This is a genomic window from Serratia marcescens, from assembly GCF_001902635.1.
GTDB classification, from domain to species: Bacteria; Pseudomonadota; Gammaproteobacteria; order Enterobacterales; family Enterobacteriaceae; genus Serratia; species Serratia marcescens_F.
Window position 1 is genome coordinate 148,325 of the sequence record NZ_MJAO01000004.1, and the last position, 15,781, is coordinate 164,105.

General features: G+C 63.1%; 11 protein-coding genes. All 11 read left to right on the forward strand.

Annotated elements, in window-relative coordinates; all coding sequences use genetic code 11:
* The 11 genes from BHU62_RS05240 to uca all read left to right on the forward strand — a co-directional run bounded on the left by BHU62_RS05240 (position 1) and on the right by uca (position 15,772).
* Positions 1–1,104 carry a suppressor of fused domain protein gene (locus tag BHU62_RS05240; RefSeq protein ID WP_073529537.1) on the forward strand — a complete coding sequence of 368 codons (1,104 nt, stop codon included), beginning with the start codon at positions 1–3 and terminating at the stop codon, positions 1,102–1,104.
* 29 nt (positions 1,105–1,133) lie between these two features.
* Entirely contained in the window at positions 1,134–1,661 is a 528-nt protein-coding gene (locus BHU62_RS05245; protein ID WP_073529538.1) for a cysteine hydrolase family protein, read from the forward strand.
* Positions 1,662–1,884: 223 nt separating this feature from the next.
* Positions 1,885–2,892 (forward strand): tryptophan--tRNA ligase, encoded by a 1,008-nt coding sequence (gene trpS, locus BHU62_RS05250; protein ID WP_073529539.1) that lies wholly within the window; start codon positions 1,885–1,887, stop codon positions 2,890–2,892.
* A 117-nt stretch (positions 2,893–3,009) separates the two neighbouring features.
* Positions 3,010–3,843 (forward strand): phosphonate ABC transporter ATP-binding protein, encoded by an 834-nt coding sequence (phnC, locus tag BHU62_RS05255; protein ID WP_041034041.1) that lies wholly within the window; start codon positions 3,010–3,012, stop codon positions 3,841–3,843.
* A gap of 41 nt (positions 3,844–3,884) precedes the next feature.
* On the forward strand, positions 3,885–4,817 hold the full coding sequence (gene phnD / locus BHU62_RS05260; RefSeq protein WP_019454696.1) for a phosphonate ABC transporter substrate-binding protein: 933 nt from the start codon (positions 3,885–3,887) through the stop codon (positions 4,815–4,817).
* A gap of 78 nt (positions 4,818–4,895) precedes the next feature.
* Positions 4,896–5,759: a phosphonate ABC transporter, permease protein PhnE gene (gene phnE / locus BHU62_RS05265; RefSeq protein ID WP_047728296.1), complete on the forward strand. Its 864-nt coding sequence runs from the start codon at positions 4,896–4,898 to the stop codon at positions 5,757–5,759.
* Positions 5,756–6,655 (forward strand): phosphonate ABC transporter, permease protein PhnE, encoded by a 900-nt coding sequence (phnE, locus tag BHU62_RS05270; RefSeq protein ID WP_073529540.1) that lies wholly within the window; start codon positions 5,756–5,758, stop codon positions 6,653–6,655. Before phnE (BHU62_RS05265) ends, phnE (BHU62_RS05270) begins: the two co-directional genes overlap by 4 nt.
* Before the next feature lie 231 nt (positions 6,656–6,886).
* Positions 6,887–7,351, forward strand: coding sequence for a DUF1456 family protein (locus tag BHU62_RS05280; protein ID WP_004939471.1), 465 nt, complete (start codon positions 6,887–6,889; stop codon positions 7,349–7,351).
* Between the two features lie 176 nt (positions 7,352–7,527).
* Positions 7,528–10,095, forward strand: coding sequence for a putative mucin/carbohydrate-binding domain-containing protein (locus BHU62_RS05285; protein ID WP_073529542.1), 2,568 nt, complete (start codon positions 7,528–7,530; stop codon positions 10,093–10,095).
* Positions 10,096–10,319: 224 nt separating this feature from the next.
* Entirely contained in the window at positions 10,320–12,149 is a 1,830-nt protein-coding gene (gene atzF / locus BHU62_RS05290) for an allophanate hydrolase (protein WP_073529543.1), read from the forward strand.
* A gap of 2 nt (positions 12,150–12,151) precedes the next feature.
* A complete protein-coding gene (gene uca / locus BHU62_RS05295; protein ID WP_073529656.1) occupies positions 12,152–15,772 on the forward strand; it encodes an urea carboxylase in 3,621 nt (1,206 codons plus the stop codon).
* Positions 15,773–15,781: the final 9 nt, after the last annotated feature.

The window sequence follows — 15,781 nt, forward strand, 5'->3', positions numbered from 1 at the left end:
ATGAACGAGTCATACGTACTTGCTGAAGTTAGCAATGAGAACCAGACGCTGGTCGCGGTGGTTCAGCAAGGGAGCAGGGCAGCCTATTTTTACATCTATCCCGCCGAAGCCTACAGCGATCGCTATCAGGTGCGCGCCTGTTGGCTGCGCAATCTGGCCGCCGCGCCGCTGCAGGAGGATCGCGCCGCGCTGGATCAAGGGCAACCGCCGATGCTGGCGGCGGAGTTTTGTCGTAACCTGGAAGGGGAAGCGCCGCTGAATCCGGAAGGGCTAATGGTGGTGTGGAACGAAAGCGATGACGGCGCGGCCCTGTGGTATTACGGCCAGTTGCTGGCGGTGATCCCCGGTTGGAGCCTGTATATCGACCATTCGGTGTGCTATTCCGCCAGCTGCATCAAAGAGAACCCGCTGGCTTATCCGCTCGGTTCGGCCTCGACCAACACCCAGTATGCACAGGCGGAAAGCACCCGCCAATTCTGGCGCAGCTGGCAGCGTGAAGAAGGCAACCCGTGGCCGAAGATGCAGCACGATTTTCAGGCACGCTATGAGCCGCATTTCGGCCCTTCGGTGAAGTACTACGCCATCGATCAGGGCAAATGGCCGCCGATGGCCATCACCCAGCACGAGCGCGACGGCATCTATTACTTCCTCACCATGGGGGTCAGCATCCGGCCGATGCCGTGGGTGGAGATCCTGTTCAACGACGAGGCTTCGCGCTATCGCCGCATGGAGATGGCGATCGCTATCGACAGCCAATATATGACCGAAGACAACGCGGTGCAGATGGCCAGCGCGCTGGCCGGCTTCGCGCACGCGCCGTGGGCGCGGCTGACCTGGATTGGCGAAGGGCATACGCTGGAATCGGACGTGGCGCCGCTGGGCTACGAAGGCTATATTTTATCGTCGTCCTTCTACCCGCATAACGCGCATCTGGTTCTGCCGCAGCAATACGGTGACCCGGTGAATCTGTTCTGGGCCAGCCCGGTGTTTACCGCCGAGCGGCAGCTGGCGCACGCTACGCCGAACGGCGGGCACGATCTGGTGAATAGGCTGCGCGAGCAGGGCGTCGACCATATTTTCCGTCCGCGCCAGCCGGTGTGCTGACGCCACTTATCTTCTCTTCGGGAGCCGCCATGACTACCGCGTTGTTGATTATCGATGTGCAGGAAGGATTGTTTACGCCGCCGCCGGCGGATGCCGCAGGCACCGTCGCGCGCATTAATCAGCTGAGCGAGCGCGCCCGCCAGGCGGGCGTGCCGGTGATCGTGATTCAGCACCACACGCCGGACGACGAGCTGCGGCACGGCAGCGCCGCCTGGCAAGTGCTCGCGGCGCTGGAGGTGGCGCCGGGCGACCACCGGGTGGATAAAACCACCCCGGACTCGTTCCTGCGCACCTCGCTCGGTGCGCTACTGATCGCCAACGGCGTATCGCAGCTGATTATCTGCGGCTATTCCACGCCATTTTGCATCGATACCACGGTGCGCAGCGCGGCGGCGCACGGCTATCCGGTGACGCTGGCGGCGGATGCTCACACCTGCCACGACCAGCCCTATGCCGACGGTCTGCTGATCCGCACCCACCATAACGAGACGTTGTCGAATATCGAAAGCTTCGGCGTGCCGATCCGCGCCGTGCCGGCGGCGGACATCGTGTTCTGAATTGTCTCTCCAGAAACCGGCGGCGGCGGGCTATTGACGTGCTGCCGCTGCGGGTATACTTTGATGGCATGAATATATCGATGCACTCCACCCATAATCAGTCATGGTGGCGCCTCTTCTGAGGCGGCACGAGTATTCACATCTCTTTTTAATGCCGCCGGTTTGGCGGCATTATTTTTTGTGGCGTTGATCCGGCGGTCTACAGACCTTCAGGAGCACTGTCATGAGCTACACCATTCTTACCGGCGATCGCGCCACCGGCCCACTGCATTTAGGCCACTTCGTCGGCTCGCTGCGCCAGCGCGTCGAACTGCAGCACCAGCATAACCAAACGGTGATGGTGGCGGATCTGCAGGGCTTGACCGACAACGGCAACAACCCGCAAAAAATCAGCGCCAACGTGCTCAACGTGGTAGCCGACTATCTGGCGGTGGGTATCGATCCGCACAAGACCACGATCTGCCTGCAGTCGGCGCTGCCGGCGTTGGCCGAGCTGACGATGTACTACCTCAACCTGGTCAGCGTGGCGCGGCTGGAACGCAACCCGACGGTGAAAAACGAAATCGCCGAGAAGGATTTCGCCCGCAGCCTGCCGGCCGGTTTTTTGATCTACCCGGTCAGCCAGGCGGCGGACATCACCGCCTTTGGCGCTACCCACGTGCCGGTCGGCGAGGATCAGCTGCCGATGCTGGAGCAAACCAACGAGATCGTGCGGCGTCTCAACCACATCGTCGGCCAACCGATATTAACGGAGTGCCAGCCGCTGTTGAGCAACGTCGGGCGTTTGCCGGGGCTGGACGGGCAGGGCAAGATGTCGAAATCGCGCGGCAACGCCATCCAGCTTGGCGCCGGCGCCGACGAGGTGCATAAGGCGGTGATGAGCATGTTCACCGATCCCGGCCATCTCAACGTCAGCGATCCCGGCCGGGTGGAGGGCAACATGGTGTTCACCTATCTGGACGCCTTCTGCGAAGACGCCGCGCTGGTGGCGGATCTGAAGGCGCACTACCGGCGCGGCGGGTTGGGGGACGTGAAAATCAAACGGCTGCTGGAGGATTGCCTGCAGAGCCTGCTCGAGCCGATCCGCACCCGCCGCGCCGAGTTCATCGCCGATAAAGGCGAGCTGACGCGCATCCTGCAGCACGGCACCCGCCGCGCGCATCAGGTCAGTCAGCAGACGCTGCAGCAGGTCAAGGCGGCGCTGGGGCTGGATTTCTTTACTCTGGAATGACGTGATCGCCGGGGCGGCACGCGTCACGTCCCGGCCATAAAACCATCATCCCAGTGTCATAAACTTATCCGTTAATAGGTGCCCATAATGATTAGCCACTGAAACCAGAGAAATCATATGGCTCAGGCACTGTTAAAATTGGCGCAGCACGACTTTCCAGGGCAGCACGCCGCCGCATCCCGCAAAGTGTTATCGGTGAAGGGATTAGGCAAAGCTTATAAAGCGCAGCAGCGCGTGCTGGACGACATCAATTTCGATCTGCACGCCGGCGAATTCGTGGCGGTGATCGGCCGTTCCGGCGCCGGCAAGTCCACGCTGCTGCACACCCTGAACGGCACCATTCCTTCCAGCTGCGGCGAGATGCTGCACTTCGAAGACGATGGCGTGGCGCAGGATATCGCCCAGCTTGCCGGCCGCCAGATGCGCCAGTGGCGCGCGCGCTGCGGCATGATCTTCCAGGACTTCTGCCTGGTGCCGCGGCTGGACGTGATGACCAACGTGCTGTTGGGCCGCCTGAGCCACACCTCCACCCTGAAATCCTTCTTCAAACTGTTCGATGATGCCGACCGCGCTCGCGCCATCGAGCTGTTGCAGTGGCTCAACATGCTGCCGCATGCGCTGCAGCGTGCCGAGAACCTCTCCGGCGGCCAGATGCAGCGCGTCGCTATCTGCCGCGCGCTGATGCAAAACCCGCAAATCCTGCTGGCCGATGAGCCGGTCGCGTCGCTCGACCCGAAAAACACCCGCCGCATCATGGACGCGCTGCAGAAAATCAGCGAAGACGGCATTGCGGTGATGGTGAACCTGCACTCGGTCGAACTGGTGAAAGAGTATTGCTCGCGGGTGATCGGCATCGCCCACGGAAAGATCGTGTTTGACGGGCATCCTTCGCAACTGAACGAACGGATCCTGCACCAGCTGTATGGCGAGGAAGCCAATCAGATCCATTGAAGCACTTTTGACCTTTACCCTTTACACACAAGGCATACCTAATGAAAAAAGTATTGAGTCTGACCACCTTGATGGCCGGCGCGATGATGGTATTTAATGCTGCCGCAGCGGATGCGCCGAAAGAGCTGAACCTGGGCATTCTCGGCGGCCAGAACGCCACCCAGCAGATCGGTGACAACCAGTGCGTGAAGCAATTTCTGGACAAAGAGCTGAATGTCGACACCAAACTGCGCAATTCGTCCGACTATTCCGGCGTGATCCAGGGCCTGCTGGGCGGCAAGATCGACCTGGTGCTGAGCATGTCGCCGTCGTCGTTCGCCTCGGTCTATATCAAGGATCCGAAAGCGGTGGATATCGTCGGCATCGCGGTTGATGACGTCGACCAGTCACGCGGCTACCACTCGGTGGTGGTGGTGAAGGCCGGCAGCCCATACCAGAAGCTGGAAGATCTGAAGGGCAAGGCCATCGGCTTCGCCGATCCGGATTCCACCTCCGGCTTCCTGATCCCGAACCAGGCGTTTAAAAAGCTGTTCGGCGGCACGGTCGACAACAAATACAACAACACCTTCTCCAGCGTCACCTTCTCCGGCGGCCACGAGCAGGACATTCTCGGCGTGCTGAACGGCCAGTTTGAAGGCGCGGTGACCTGGGCGTCGATGATCGGCGACTACAACACCGGCTACACCAGCGGCGCGTTCACCCGCATGATCCGTATGGATCACCCGGACCTGATGAAACAGATCCGCATCATCTGGCAGTCGCCGCTGATCCCGAACGGCCCGATCCTGGTAAGCAACTCGCTGCCGGCTGACTTCAAGGCCAAAGTGGTCACCGCCATCAAGAAGCTGGATAAAGACGATCACCAGTGCTTTATCAAAGCGATGGGCGGCAAGCAGCACATCGGCGACACCACCCTGGCGGAATACCAGAACATCATCGATATGAAGCGCGAGCTGACTAAAGGCGACCGTTAATTCCCGGCTGCCTCGGCCGTCCGAATGAAGGGGTTCAGCGTGCTGAACCCCTTGTTCCATAAAGATGGAAGACCTCTTTTGAATACCGATTTCGCACACTATTACCAACGGATCCGCAGCAAGCAAAAGCGCGAAGCGCTGCTGTGGTCGCTCGGGCTGGTGGTGCTGTACCTGGGCGCCGGCAACCTCGCCGAGTTCAATCTGCACACCGTCTGGGTGTCTATTCCGCACTTCTTCGACTACCTGGCCGAAACCATTCCGACGCTGCACTGGCCTCTGCTGTTCGCCGACGGGCGCACCGAAGGCTCGCTGGCCTATTGGGGCTACCGCCTGAATATCCAGCTGCCGCTGATCTGGGAAACCCTGCAGCTGGCGCTGGCGGCGACCATTTTCTCGGTGCTGGTGGCGACCGTGCTGGCGTTTCTGGCGGCCGGCAACACCTATACCCCGGCCTCGGTGCGGCTGGCGATCCGCACGCTGGTGGCATTCTTGCGCACCATGCCGGAGCTGGCGTGGGCGGTGATGTTCGTGATGGCGTTCGGCATCGGCGCCATTCCCGGCTTCCTGGCGCTGGCGCTGCACACCATCGGCAGCCTGACCAAGCTGTTCTACGAATCGATCGAAACCGCTTCCAACAAACCGGTGCGCGGGCTGGCGGCCTGCGGCGCCACGCCGCTGCAGCGCATGCGTTTCGGCCTGTGGCCGCAGGTGAAGCCGGTGTTTCTTTCCTACAGCTTCATGCGACTGGAGATCAACTTCCGCCAGTCGACCATCTTGGGGCTGGTGGGGGCGGGCGGCATCGGCCAGGAGCTGATGACCAACATTAAACTCGACCGCTACGATCAGGTCAGCATGACGCTACTGCTGATCATCGTGGTGGTTTCCGTGCTCGACTATGTGTCGGGCGAGCTGCGCAAGCGCGTGGTGGAGGGGGCAAAATGATAGCGGGCACTCCGGCTTCGGCGGAAACGCTGCGCCAATTGAAACAGCAGCATCCGGCGATCTTCGCGCAGCAGGGGCGCTACCTGCGTACCGTCGGCCTGATCGCGCTGGCAATCGTGCTGTACTACGTGTTCTTCTTCCTGGTCTTCGGCATTACCTGGCCGCAGTTTATCAACGGCTGCCAGCAGCTGGGGCGCTATTTCCTGCGCATGTTCGTCTGGCATGACTTCGTCAACTGGCCGTTCATGTACTACTTCCAGCAGATCGGCATCACCATCGCCATCGTGTTCGCCGGCACTATTACCGCGTCGCTGATCGCGCTGCCACTGTCGTTCTTCGCCGCGCGCAACGTGATGTCGACGCCGTTGCTGCGGCCGATCTCGGTGGTGGTGCGCCGTTTGCTGGACGTGCTGCGCGGCATCGACATGGCGATCTGGGGGCTGATCTTCGTGCGCGCCGTCGGCATGGGGCCGCTGGCCGGGGTGCTGGCGATCGTGATGCAGGACGTCGGGCTGCTGGGCAAACTGTACGCCGAAGGGCATGAGGCGGTGGACAAGTCCCCCAGCCGCGGCCTGACGGCGGTGGGCGCCAACGGGTTGCAGAAGCACCGCTACGGCATCTTCACCCAGTCGTTCCCCACCTTCCTGGCGCTCAGCCTGTACCAGATCGAATCCAACACCCGCTCTGCGGCGGTGCTGGGCTTCGTCGGCGCCGGCGGCATCGGCCTGGTGTACGCGGAGAACATGCGGCTGTGGAACTGGGACGTGGTGATGTTCATCACCCTGATCCTGGTGGTGGTGGTGATGATCATGGATAAGATCTCGTCGTTGCTGCGCAACAAGTACATCATCGGCGAAGACATCCCGCTGTATCAGCAAAAAAGCCAAATCGATTGAGAAACCCCTTGCCGATCCCTATACTGCCGCACATTCAAGGTGTGCGGCCATACCCGTCATACTTGGCGCTGCCTCTTTGTTGGCTGCATTTGCGCGCCCCGGTCACATAGTTATCTATGCTCCGGGGGGCTTACAAATTTGCCGCCGCGATGCAACTCCAATTATTTTGGGTATGGGGCATTTTTTACAATGCGCACGTCCCCGTTAGAACAGATAAGGCAATGCAATCCCATGATGAACAACGACGTGCTGCGCAGCGTGCGCTATATGCTGAGCATTAACAACGCCAAAATGGTCGAGATTATCAAACTGGACGATTTCGAGGTGGCGGTGTCGGCGATGGACGCTTACGTGATCAAAGAAGGCGAGCCGGGCTACGAGAAGTGCCCGGACGAAGTGATGGCGCACTTCCTCAACGGCCTGGTGTTCTTCAAGCGCGGCAAGGACGACAAATTCCCGGCGCCGGCGGTTGAACTGCCGATCACCAACAACCTGGTGCTGAAAAAGCTGCGCGTGGCGTTCGAGCTGAAAGACACCGACATGCACCAGATCTTCACCGCGGTGGACTTCCGCATCTCCAAGCCGGAGCTGAGCGCGCTGTTCCGCAAAGAAGGCACCAAGAACTACCGCCCGTGCGGCGATCAGATGCTGCGCTACTTCCTCAAAGGGCTGGCGCAGCGCGTTCGCGGCGAGTAATTCCCCTCCTTGCGAGGCTAAAGGCGCAATCGCAAGGTTGCGCCTTTTTTATTGCCGCTCTTCCGCCCACCGTTGTTGTGCAGGCCCTCAGCCATCCGCCTTCGGTGGCGGGCGGGCCGGCCGTCCGGTTACTTTTTCATGGTCAATTCAATCCCCCCAACCATGAGGAAAGCAGGATGCCAACCATCACGAAAACCCAATCACTCTACACGTTGACCCGGCCGGTCTGGCTGGATGCCGCAGGCATGAGCAAGGGCATCGATCACGATCGCCAGCACCTGGGCATCATTCTCGCCGCCGGGCAGGTGTTGCGCGTGCGCCAGACCAATGCGGCATTTACCGGCAAGCTCACGCTGCGCTTGCTGAATGACGACAGCAAAACGGAGGCTGAATTCAGCGTCGGCGCGAGCTGGGTCGAGGCCCAGGCCAATGCCGTCTCGGTGCCGTTCATCGATACGCCGTACGGGCAGGGCGAACCGGCGCTGGAGTTCGAGTATCCGGACACGGCGAAAGCGCTGCCGGTTTATCGCCGTGGCGAAAACGAAGCCGCATTCTTCGCCCGCTGGGACGATCGCGACGCCGAGTTTGCGCTGGTCGATGCGGAATACGCGGTGTTGCTGGTGCCGAAAATCAGTAAACCGGCGCTGAAGTCGCTGGGCGAAGCGAAAAACATCGACGGGTTGATCGCCTACTATGACCGCATTTTCACCTTCTACAATGCGCTGACCGGCGTCTCGTTCGAGGCTGAACACGAATCCGATCGCAATGTTCGCAACCGCTACTTTATGAAGGCCGATAAGCACGGTGCCGGCGCCGCGTATTACGGCGGCCGCTGGACGGCGGAAACCAGCAGCTCGGTCAGCAGCTTCTGGCTGACGCCGAAAGACAGCAACTGGGGCAGCCTGCATGAGATCGCGCACGGCTATCAGGGGCACTTTATGGGCGACAAATATTTCTCCACCGGTGAGATGTGGAACAATATTTACGCCGCTTGCTATCAGGACGTGATGCTGGGAGAGCGCAAATACCAGGAAGGGTGGCTGTATAACTACGGCAACGCGGCCGGCGTCGAGAAGAAAATCGTCGATCTGATCGCTCAGGGCACGCCGCTCAACCAGTGGGATCTGCGCTCCAAGCTGTTCTTCGCGATGCTGATGGTCGACAAGGCAGGCAAGAACGCCTTCACGCACTTTAACCAGCAGTATCGCCAAAGCTGCAATACGCCGGGCTTCGTGCCGTCCGAACATGCCTTGTTGGACCTGCTGTCGGCAAGCTTCGCCGCGGCCGGCGAGCAAATCGACGTGACGCCGTTCGTCGAGCTGACCGGCGGCGTGATCACCCAAACGCAGCGCGATCGCAACGCGTTCAGCCACGCCAAGGCGGTGTACCCGCTGTATCAACTGGTGGATGCGCAGAGTTTGCCGGCGGTGCAGGCACAGCTGAAGCTGGATTCCTCCCTGCGCCTGGTCGATTCCTCTCAGCTCAAGGCGAGCGGCCTGAAAGGCGATGTCGCCCTGAGTCTGGATATCGATGACTTTGCGCAGATCTACGGTGAGGATCTTGTCCTGATGGAAGGGGCGCGCTATGCCCACAAGGTCCGTATCGATGCGCCGACCCTGGCCCTGAACGCGTTGCCGATCGGCGTGTACACCCTGCGGTTGCCGACCGGCAAAGACCGCAAATACCGGCCGACGGCGGGTTACCTGACGGTGAAACAGGGGAAAAACGCGGTGACGCTTCGCTTCGAGCGCAAAGCCGCTTCGCCGATCGTTTCGCAGGAGATCGCTCTGCTGGGTTTGGGCGATGCGGTCTTCGCCACCGTGGCCGCCGATCGCGCCAAAGGGGCGGTGGTGATCGACGTGACCAGTACCACGCCGCACGCCTACTTCCCCGGTGAGACCTATGCCCGGCTGACGCTGCGCGATCGGCAGGGTGCGGTGCGCTTCACTAAGGAGATTCAGGGCACTCAGGCTACGTTAAGTCACGACGAGCTGCCGTTTGCCGAGGGCGATGAAATCGAGATTTACCATGTGGAGCCGAGCCGGGTGCGTTTGAATCCGGCGGCGGCCGGTGTCATCGATAGCAAAAACAAAACCAACGTGCTGCGTATCGAAACCAGCGGGTTGAAAAACCCGGCGCTGTCTGGCGATCCCGAACAAGCGCTGCTGGCGCGCCTGGAACAGGCGGCGCAGCGTTTGCGCCGCTTGTTGCCGGCTTACTACGCGCCGTCGTCGTCGTTCAAGGACGATATTTATCTGGCGATCGGCGCCTTTGCCGAGCCGCAGCGCGAGCCATTGTTGGCAACCTATCGGGATTGCCTGCCGGCCGACAATACGCCGCCGGGCGCTAACGTCGGCAATGCGTTTACCGTGGCTGGCAAAGGGATCGGCGATCGCCAGTTTCTGACCTGCGCCGTCGATCTGGTGAAGAAAACCGTGACCGTGACGCTGGCGGCGGGGATTGCTCACCACTACTTTGCCGACAGCTACACCTTCCTCAGCGTGACGGATGCGGACGGCAACACCTTGCTCAGCTACGACGTCATCGGCAGCCAAAATCAACAGGCTAAAACCTGGGTGTTGCCGCTGTCGGGTTACGGCGGTGAGGTGATCCATCTGCGGCATGAGGAGCCGGATAACCGTCTGGCGATCGTCAACGAAATGCAGCACGTGCGGCTGGCGGAGAAGGGCAAGCAACAGACCTACTGCATTACGTCGATCGGTTTGAAACGCATCAACGATTGATCCGCATCGGCTTCCTGGGGCGGCGAGTGTCGTCGCCCCGATTTTTCCTCCTTGTCATCCCGCCATTGCACTCTTTTTGTTCTCCCGTTGCGCGCCGCTGGTGCAGCCCGTTCGCTGTCTCTGTCATAAGTTTTAATTATAATTCATTGAAATCATTAAATTAAAAATTGGCACGCCGGTTGCTCTGTTGAATCCCATCTTGTGTACCAGATGGAATTCAGCCGATGAGCGACCCTGTTGAAGCGTGCGGTTTTACCCTCAGTGAATGGCAGCACCATTATCAAACCCGTCCGGCGGGCGAGCGCCTCGCCTGCGTCAGCGCGACGATCGAAACGCTGATCGCCGGACTGAACCCGGACGATAACGCCTGGCTGTATCTCGCCACGCCGGCGCAGCGCGAGCAGCAGTATCGGCAGCTCGCGCAGTTGCTGGCGGCGGTCGCCGGCGATCTCAGCCGTCTGCCGCTGTTCGGCGTCCCCTTTGCTATCAAAGACAATATCGACGTCGGCGGCTGGCCGACCAGCGCCGCCTGCCCGGCGTTCACCTATCAGGCCGCGGCGGATGCCACCGTGGTCACCAACCTGCGCGCCGCCGGGGCAATCGCCCTCGGTAAAACCAACCTCGACCAGTTCGCTACCGGGTTGGTGGGTACCCGCTCACCTTATGGCGAGGTGGTCAACAGCTTCGACAGCCGCTACGTCAGCGGCGGTTCCAGTTCCGGCTCCGCTTCGGTGGTGGCGCGCGGCCTGGTGCCGTTCGCGCTGGGCACCGACACCGCCGGTTCGGGGCGCGTGCCCGCCGGGTTTAACAACATCGTGGGGCTGAAGCCGACCAAGGGGCGGTTGTCCAACCGCGGCGTGGTGCCGGCCTGCCGGTTGAACGATACGGTGTCGATCTTCGCGCTGACGGTGGCCGACGCCGCACAGGTGGCGGAACTGGCGAGCGGCTTTGACGAAGCAGATCCGTATTCCCGCCCCGATCCGCATACCGCGCCGGCGGATATTCCCGCCGCGCCGCGTTTCGCCATCCCCGCCCAGCTGGAGTTTTTCGGTGACGTTCAGGCCGAGCGGGCGTTTCACCGCGCGCTGGCGCAGCTGCAGGCGGGCGGCGCCACGCTGGAACCCCTCGATTTCGCGCCGTTTCGCACCCTGGCGGAGCAGCTGTATTACGGCCCTTGGGTGGCGGAGCGCACCGTGGCGATTGAGCCGATGCTGGAAGACAGTCCGCAGGCCATCGATCCGGTGGTGCGCGGCATCGTCGGCAACGGCCTGGGCTACAGCGCCTGCGACGCCTACAAGGCGGAATACCTGCGCGCCGAATTGGCGCGGCAAATCGCCCAGCGGCTGGCACCGTTCGACGCGCTGGTGGTGCCGACCGCACCCACTATCCGCACCCTGGCGGAGATGGCGCAGGAGCCGGTGCTGTTCAATTCGCAGTTCGGCACTTACACCAATTTCACCAACCTGGCCGATCTGAGCGCGCTGGCGCTGCCGGGGCCGCTGCGCGAAGACGGTCTGCCGGCGGGCATCACCCTGCTTGCCCCCGCCTGGCATGACCGGGCGCTGGCGGCGTTTGGTCTGCGCTGGCAACGGCAATGCGCCTTACCGCTCGGCGCCGTTGGCCGGGCCTTGCCGCCGCAGCCTGCGCCGGCACCGTCGGCGGGGCACGTGCGCCTGGCAGTAGTGGGCGCTCACCTCAGCGGCATGCCGCTCAACTCCCAGCTGACGCAGCGCGACGCGGTGCGGGTGGAGCAAACCGCTACCGCCCCCTGTTACCGCCTCTACGCGTTGGCCGATACCGAGCCGCCGAAGCCGGGGCTGGCGCGCGTGGCGCAGGGAGCGGCGATCCGTCTTGAGCTGTGGGACATCCCGCTGGCCCGTTTCGGCGAGTTTGTGGCGGAAATCCCGGCGCCCTTGGGTATTGGCACGCTGCTGCTGGCGGACGGCCGGCGGGTGAAGGGGTTTATCTGCGAAGCCTGGGCGCTGGAAGGCGCCACGGATATTACCGAGTTTGGCGGCTGGCGTGACTATCTCGCCAGCGTTAAGGGGGCATGAACATGTTTACTACCGTACTGATCGCTAACCGCGGCGAAATCGCCTGCCGCGCCATTCGCACCCTGAAACGCTTGGGCGTCACCAGCGTGGCGGTCTACTCCGACGCCGACCGCAATGCGCCGCACGTCACCGACGCCGACAGGGCGGTGGCGCTCGGCGGCGACAAGGCCGCCGACAGCTACCTGCGCATCGACAAGATCCTTGCGGCCGCCGCCGCCACCGGCGCGCAGGCGATCTACCCCGGCTACGGTTTTTTGTCCGAGAGCGCCGAGTTTGCCGAAGCCTGCGAGGCGGCGGGCATCGCCTTTATCGGCCCGACGGCGGCGCAGATCCGCGAGTTCGGCCTCAAGCACCGGGCGCGCGAGCTGGCGGCGTTGGCCGGGGTGCCGATGACGCCGGGCACCGGCTTGCTGGAGAGCGTTGAGCAGGCGGTTGCCGCCGCCGCGCGCATCGGCTACCCGGTGATGCTGAAAAGCACCGCCGGCGGTGGCGGCATCGGCCTGACGCGCTGTGACGACGAGGCGGCGCTGCGCGACGCCTACGACAGCGTCAAACGACTGGGAGAGCAGTTCTTCCGCGACGCCGGCGCCTTTATCGAACGCTTCGTCGATCGGGCGCGCCACGTCGAGGTGCAGATTTTCGGCGACGGCCAGGGGCGGGTGGTGGCGCTCGGTGAACGCGACTGCTCGCTGCAGCGCCGCAACCAAAAGGTGGTGGAAGAAACTCCGGCACCGCACCTGCCGGCGGCGACCCGCCAGGCGCTGCATCGGGCGGCGGTGGTGCTGGGCGAATCGGTGAATTACCGCAGCGCCGGCACCGTGGAATTCATTTACGACGCCGCGCGCGACGAGTTTTACTTCCTGGAAGTGAACACCCGCTTACAGGTCGAGCACCCGATCACCGAGATGGTCACCGGCCTGGATCTGATCGAAGGCATGTTGCAGGTGGCGGCGGGCGACGCGCTGGATTGGGCGGCGCTGCACCGCGCGCCGCAGGGCGTGGCGATCGAGGTGCGTCTCTACGCCGAAGATCCGCTGAAAAACTTCCAGCCCAGCCCCGGCGTGCTGACCGAGGTGCATTTCCCCGCCGACGTGCGCCTCGACGGTTGGGTGGCGACCGGTAGCGAAGTCTCGGCGTTTTACGACCCGATGATCGCCAAGCTGATCGTGCACGGCGCTGACCGGGCGCAGGCGTTGGAAAAGCTGCGCGTGGCGCTGGCGGCGACCCGTTTGCACGGCATCGCCACCAACCTCGATTATCTGCGGCAGGTGATCGCCACGCCGCAATTTCAGCACGGCGACGTCTGGACGCGCTTGCTGGACGAGTTGCGTTTCCAGCCGCACTGCCTCGAAGTGCTGCAACCCGGCACCTACAGCAGCGTGCAGGATTATCCCGGCCGCCTCGGCTATTGGGACATCGGCGTGCCGCCGTCCGGTCCGATGGACGACTTCGCGTTCCGGCTGGCCAACCGTATCGTCGGCAACCACCCGGCGGCCGCCGGGCTGGAGTTTACCCTGCAGGGGCCGACGCTGCGCTTTCACTGCGACGCCACCCTCGCACTGACTGGGGCGAACTGCCCGGCCGATCTGGACGGTGAAGCGGTCGCTTACTGGCAACCGATCGCGGTGCGGGCCGGGCAGGTGCTGACGCTGGGGCGCGCCACGCACGGCTGCCGCATCTATCTGGCGGTACGCAACGGCTTCGACGTGCCGGTGTATCTCGGCAGCCGTTCCACCTTCGCACTCGGGCAGTTCGGCGGCCACGCCGGGCGCACCTTGCGCGTGGCGGACATGCTGGCGATCGCTCAACCGGCGCTGGCCGCCAGCACCACGCCGTCGCCGATCGCCGCGCCGCAGGCGATGGACGACAGCCTGATCCCGCACTACGGCGATCAGTGGCACATCGGCGTGCTGTACGGGCCGCACGGCGCGCCGGACTTTTTCACCGCCGAGTCGATAGACGCCTTCTTCGCCACCGACTGGCAGGTGCATTACAACTCTAACCGCCTCGGCGTGCGCCTGTCGGGGCCGAAACCGGAGTGGGCGCGGGAGGACGGCGGCGAGGCCGGTTTGCATCCTTCCAACGTGCACGACTGCGAGTATGCCATCGGCGCGATCAACTTTACCGGCGACTTCCCGGTGATCCTGACCCGCGACGGGCCCAGCCTCGGCGGCTTTGTCTGCCCGGTGACCATCGCCAAGGCCGAGCTGTGGAAGGTCGGGCAGGTGAAACCGGGCGACCGCATCCGTTTCCATCCGATCGGCTTTCGCCAGGCGCAGTCGCTGGAACAGGCGCAGCTTGGCAGCATCGAAGCGCTGGCGGCGGTAAAGGCCATCACCCTGCCGCCGCCGGATCTGGCCCCGGCGGAGACCGTCTCTGCGGCGGTGCTGGCGGCGCTGCCGGCGGCGGAAGGGCGCCCGGCGGTGGCCTATCGCCAGGCGGGGGACGGTTACATTCTGATGGAGTACGGCGACAACGTGCTCGATCTGGCGCTGCGGCTGCGCATCCATCTGCTGATGCAGTCGCTGCGAGAGGAGGCGATAGCGGGCGTAGCGGAGCTGGCGCCGGGCGTGCGTTCGCTGCAAATCCGCTACGACAGCCGGGTGATAAGCCAGGCCGATCTGCTGCAGCGCCTGCTGGCGTGCGAACGGGCGCTGGGGGACGTCAGCCGCCTGAAGGTGCCGACGCGAACCGTCTGGCTGCCGATGGCGTTCGAAGATTCGGCCACCCTGGGCGCGGTGGATCGCTATCAGCAGACGGTGCGCGCCTCGGCGCCCTGGCTGCCGAACAATGTCGATTTCATCCAGCGCATCAACGGCCTGAGCCGACGCGAGCAGGTGCGCGACATTCTGTTCGACGCCAGCTATCTGATCCTCGGGCTGGGAGACGTCTACCTCGGCGCACCCTGCGCGGTGCCGCTCGATCCGCGCCATCGCCTGCTGAGTTCCAAATATAACCCGGCGCGCACCCACACCGCCGAAGGGACGGTCGGCATCGGCGGCATGTACATGTGCATCTACGGCATGGACTCGCCGGGCGGTTACCAGCTGGTGGGGCGCACGCTGCCGATCTGGAACAAATTCCTCAAAAACCCGCAGTTCACCGCCGATGAACCCTGGCTGCTGCGCTTCTTCGATCAGGTGCGCTTCTACCCGGTCAGCGAGCAAGAACTGGACGAGCAGCGCGAAGCGTTCCGTGAAGGGCGCATGCAGGTGCGCATCGAAGAGAGCGAATTCGACTTCGCTGCCTACACCGATTTCCTGGCCGACAACGCCGAGGCGATCGCCGACTTCCAGCATCGCCAGCAGCAGGCGTTCAGCGCCGAAGTGGCGCGCTGGCGCAGCGAGGACGACGAGGCCGAGGCGCAGCTGTTGCCGCCGGTTGAAGAAGACGCGATCGACGGCGATCTGGTCAGCGCCGATCTGAACGGCAGCGTGTGGAAGATCCTGGTGGAGCCGGGGCAGGCGGTGGCGGCCGGGCAGCCGCTGATCGTGGTCGAGGCGATGAAGATGGAATTGGCGGTCACTGCGCCGCGCGCCGGGATCGTCAAACGCATCAGCTGCCGGCAGGGGCGGCCGGTCGGGCCGGGCGACGCCTTGCTGTGGCTGGAAAAAGCGGTTTGAACGGAGGGG

Coding starts and splice junctions, on each gene's coding strand:
- BHU62_RS05240 (WP_073529537.1), top strand. CDS start 1: ATGAACGAGTCATACGTACTTGCTGAAGTTAGCAATGAGAACCAGACG.
- BHU62_RS05245 (WP_073529538.1), top strand. CDS start 1,134: ATGACTACCGCGTTGTTGATTATCGATGTGCAGGAAGGATTGTTTACG.
- trpS (WP_073529539.1), top strand. CDS start 1,885: ATGAGCTACACCATTCTTACCGGCGATCGCGCCACCGGCCCACTGCAT.
- phnC (WP_041034041.1), top strand. CDS start 3,010: ATGGCTCAGGCACTGTTAAAATTGGCGCAGCACGACTTTCCAGGGCAG.
- phnD (WP_019454696.1), top strand. CDS start 3,885: ATGAAAAAAGTATTGAGTCTGACCACCTTGATGGCCGGCGCGATGATG.
- phnE (WP_073529540.1), top strand. CDS start 5,756: ATGATAGCGGGCACTCCGGCTTCGGCGGAAACGCTGCGCCAATTGAAA.
- BHU62_RS05280 (WP_004939471.1), top strand. CDS start 6,887: ATGATGAACAACGACGTGCTGCGCAGCGTGCGCTATATGCTGAGCATT.
- BHU62_RS05285 (WP_073529542.1), top strand. CDS start 7,528: ATGCCAACCATCACGAAAACCCAATCACTCTACACGTTGACCCGGCCG.
- atzF (WP_073529543.1), top strand. CDS start 10,320: ATGAGCGACCCTGTTGAAGCGTGCGGTTTTACCCTCAGTGAATGGCAG.
- uca (WP_073529656.1), top strand. CDS start 12,152: ATGTTTACTACCGTACTGATCGCTAACCGCGGCGAAATCGCCTGCCGC.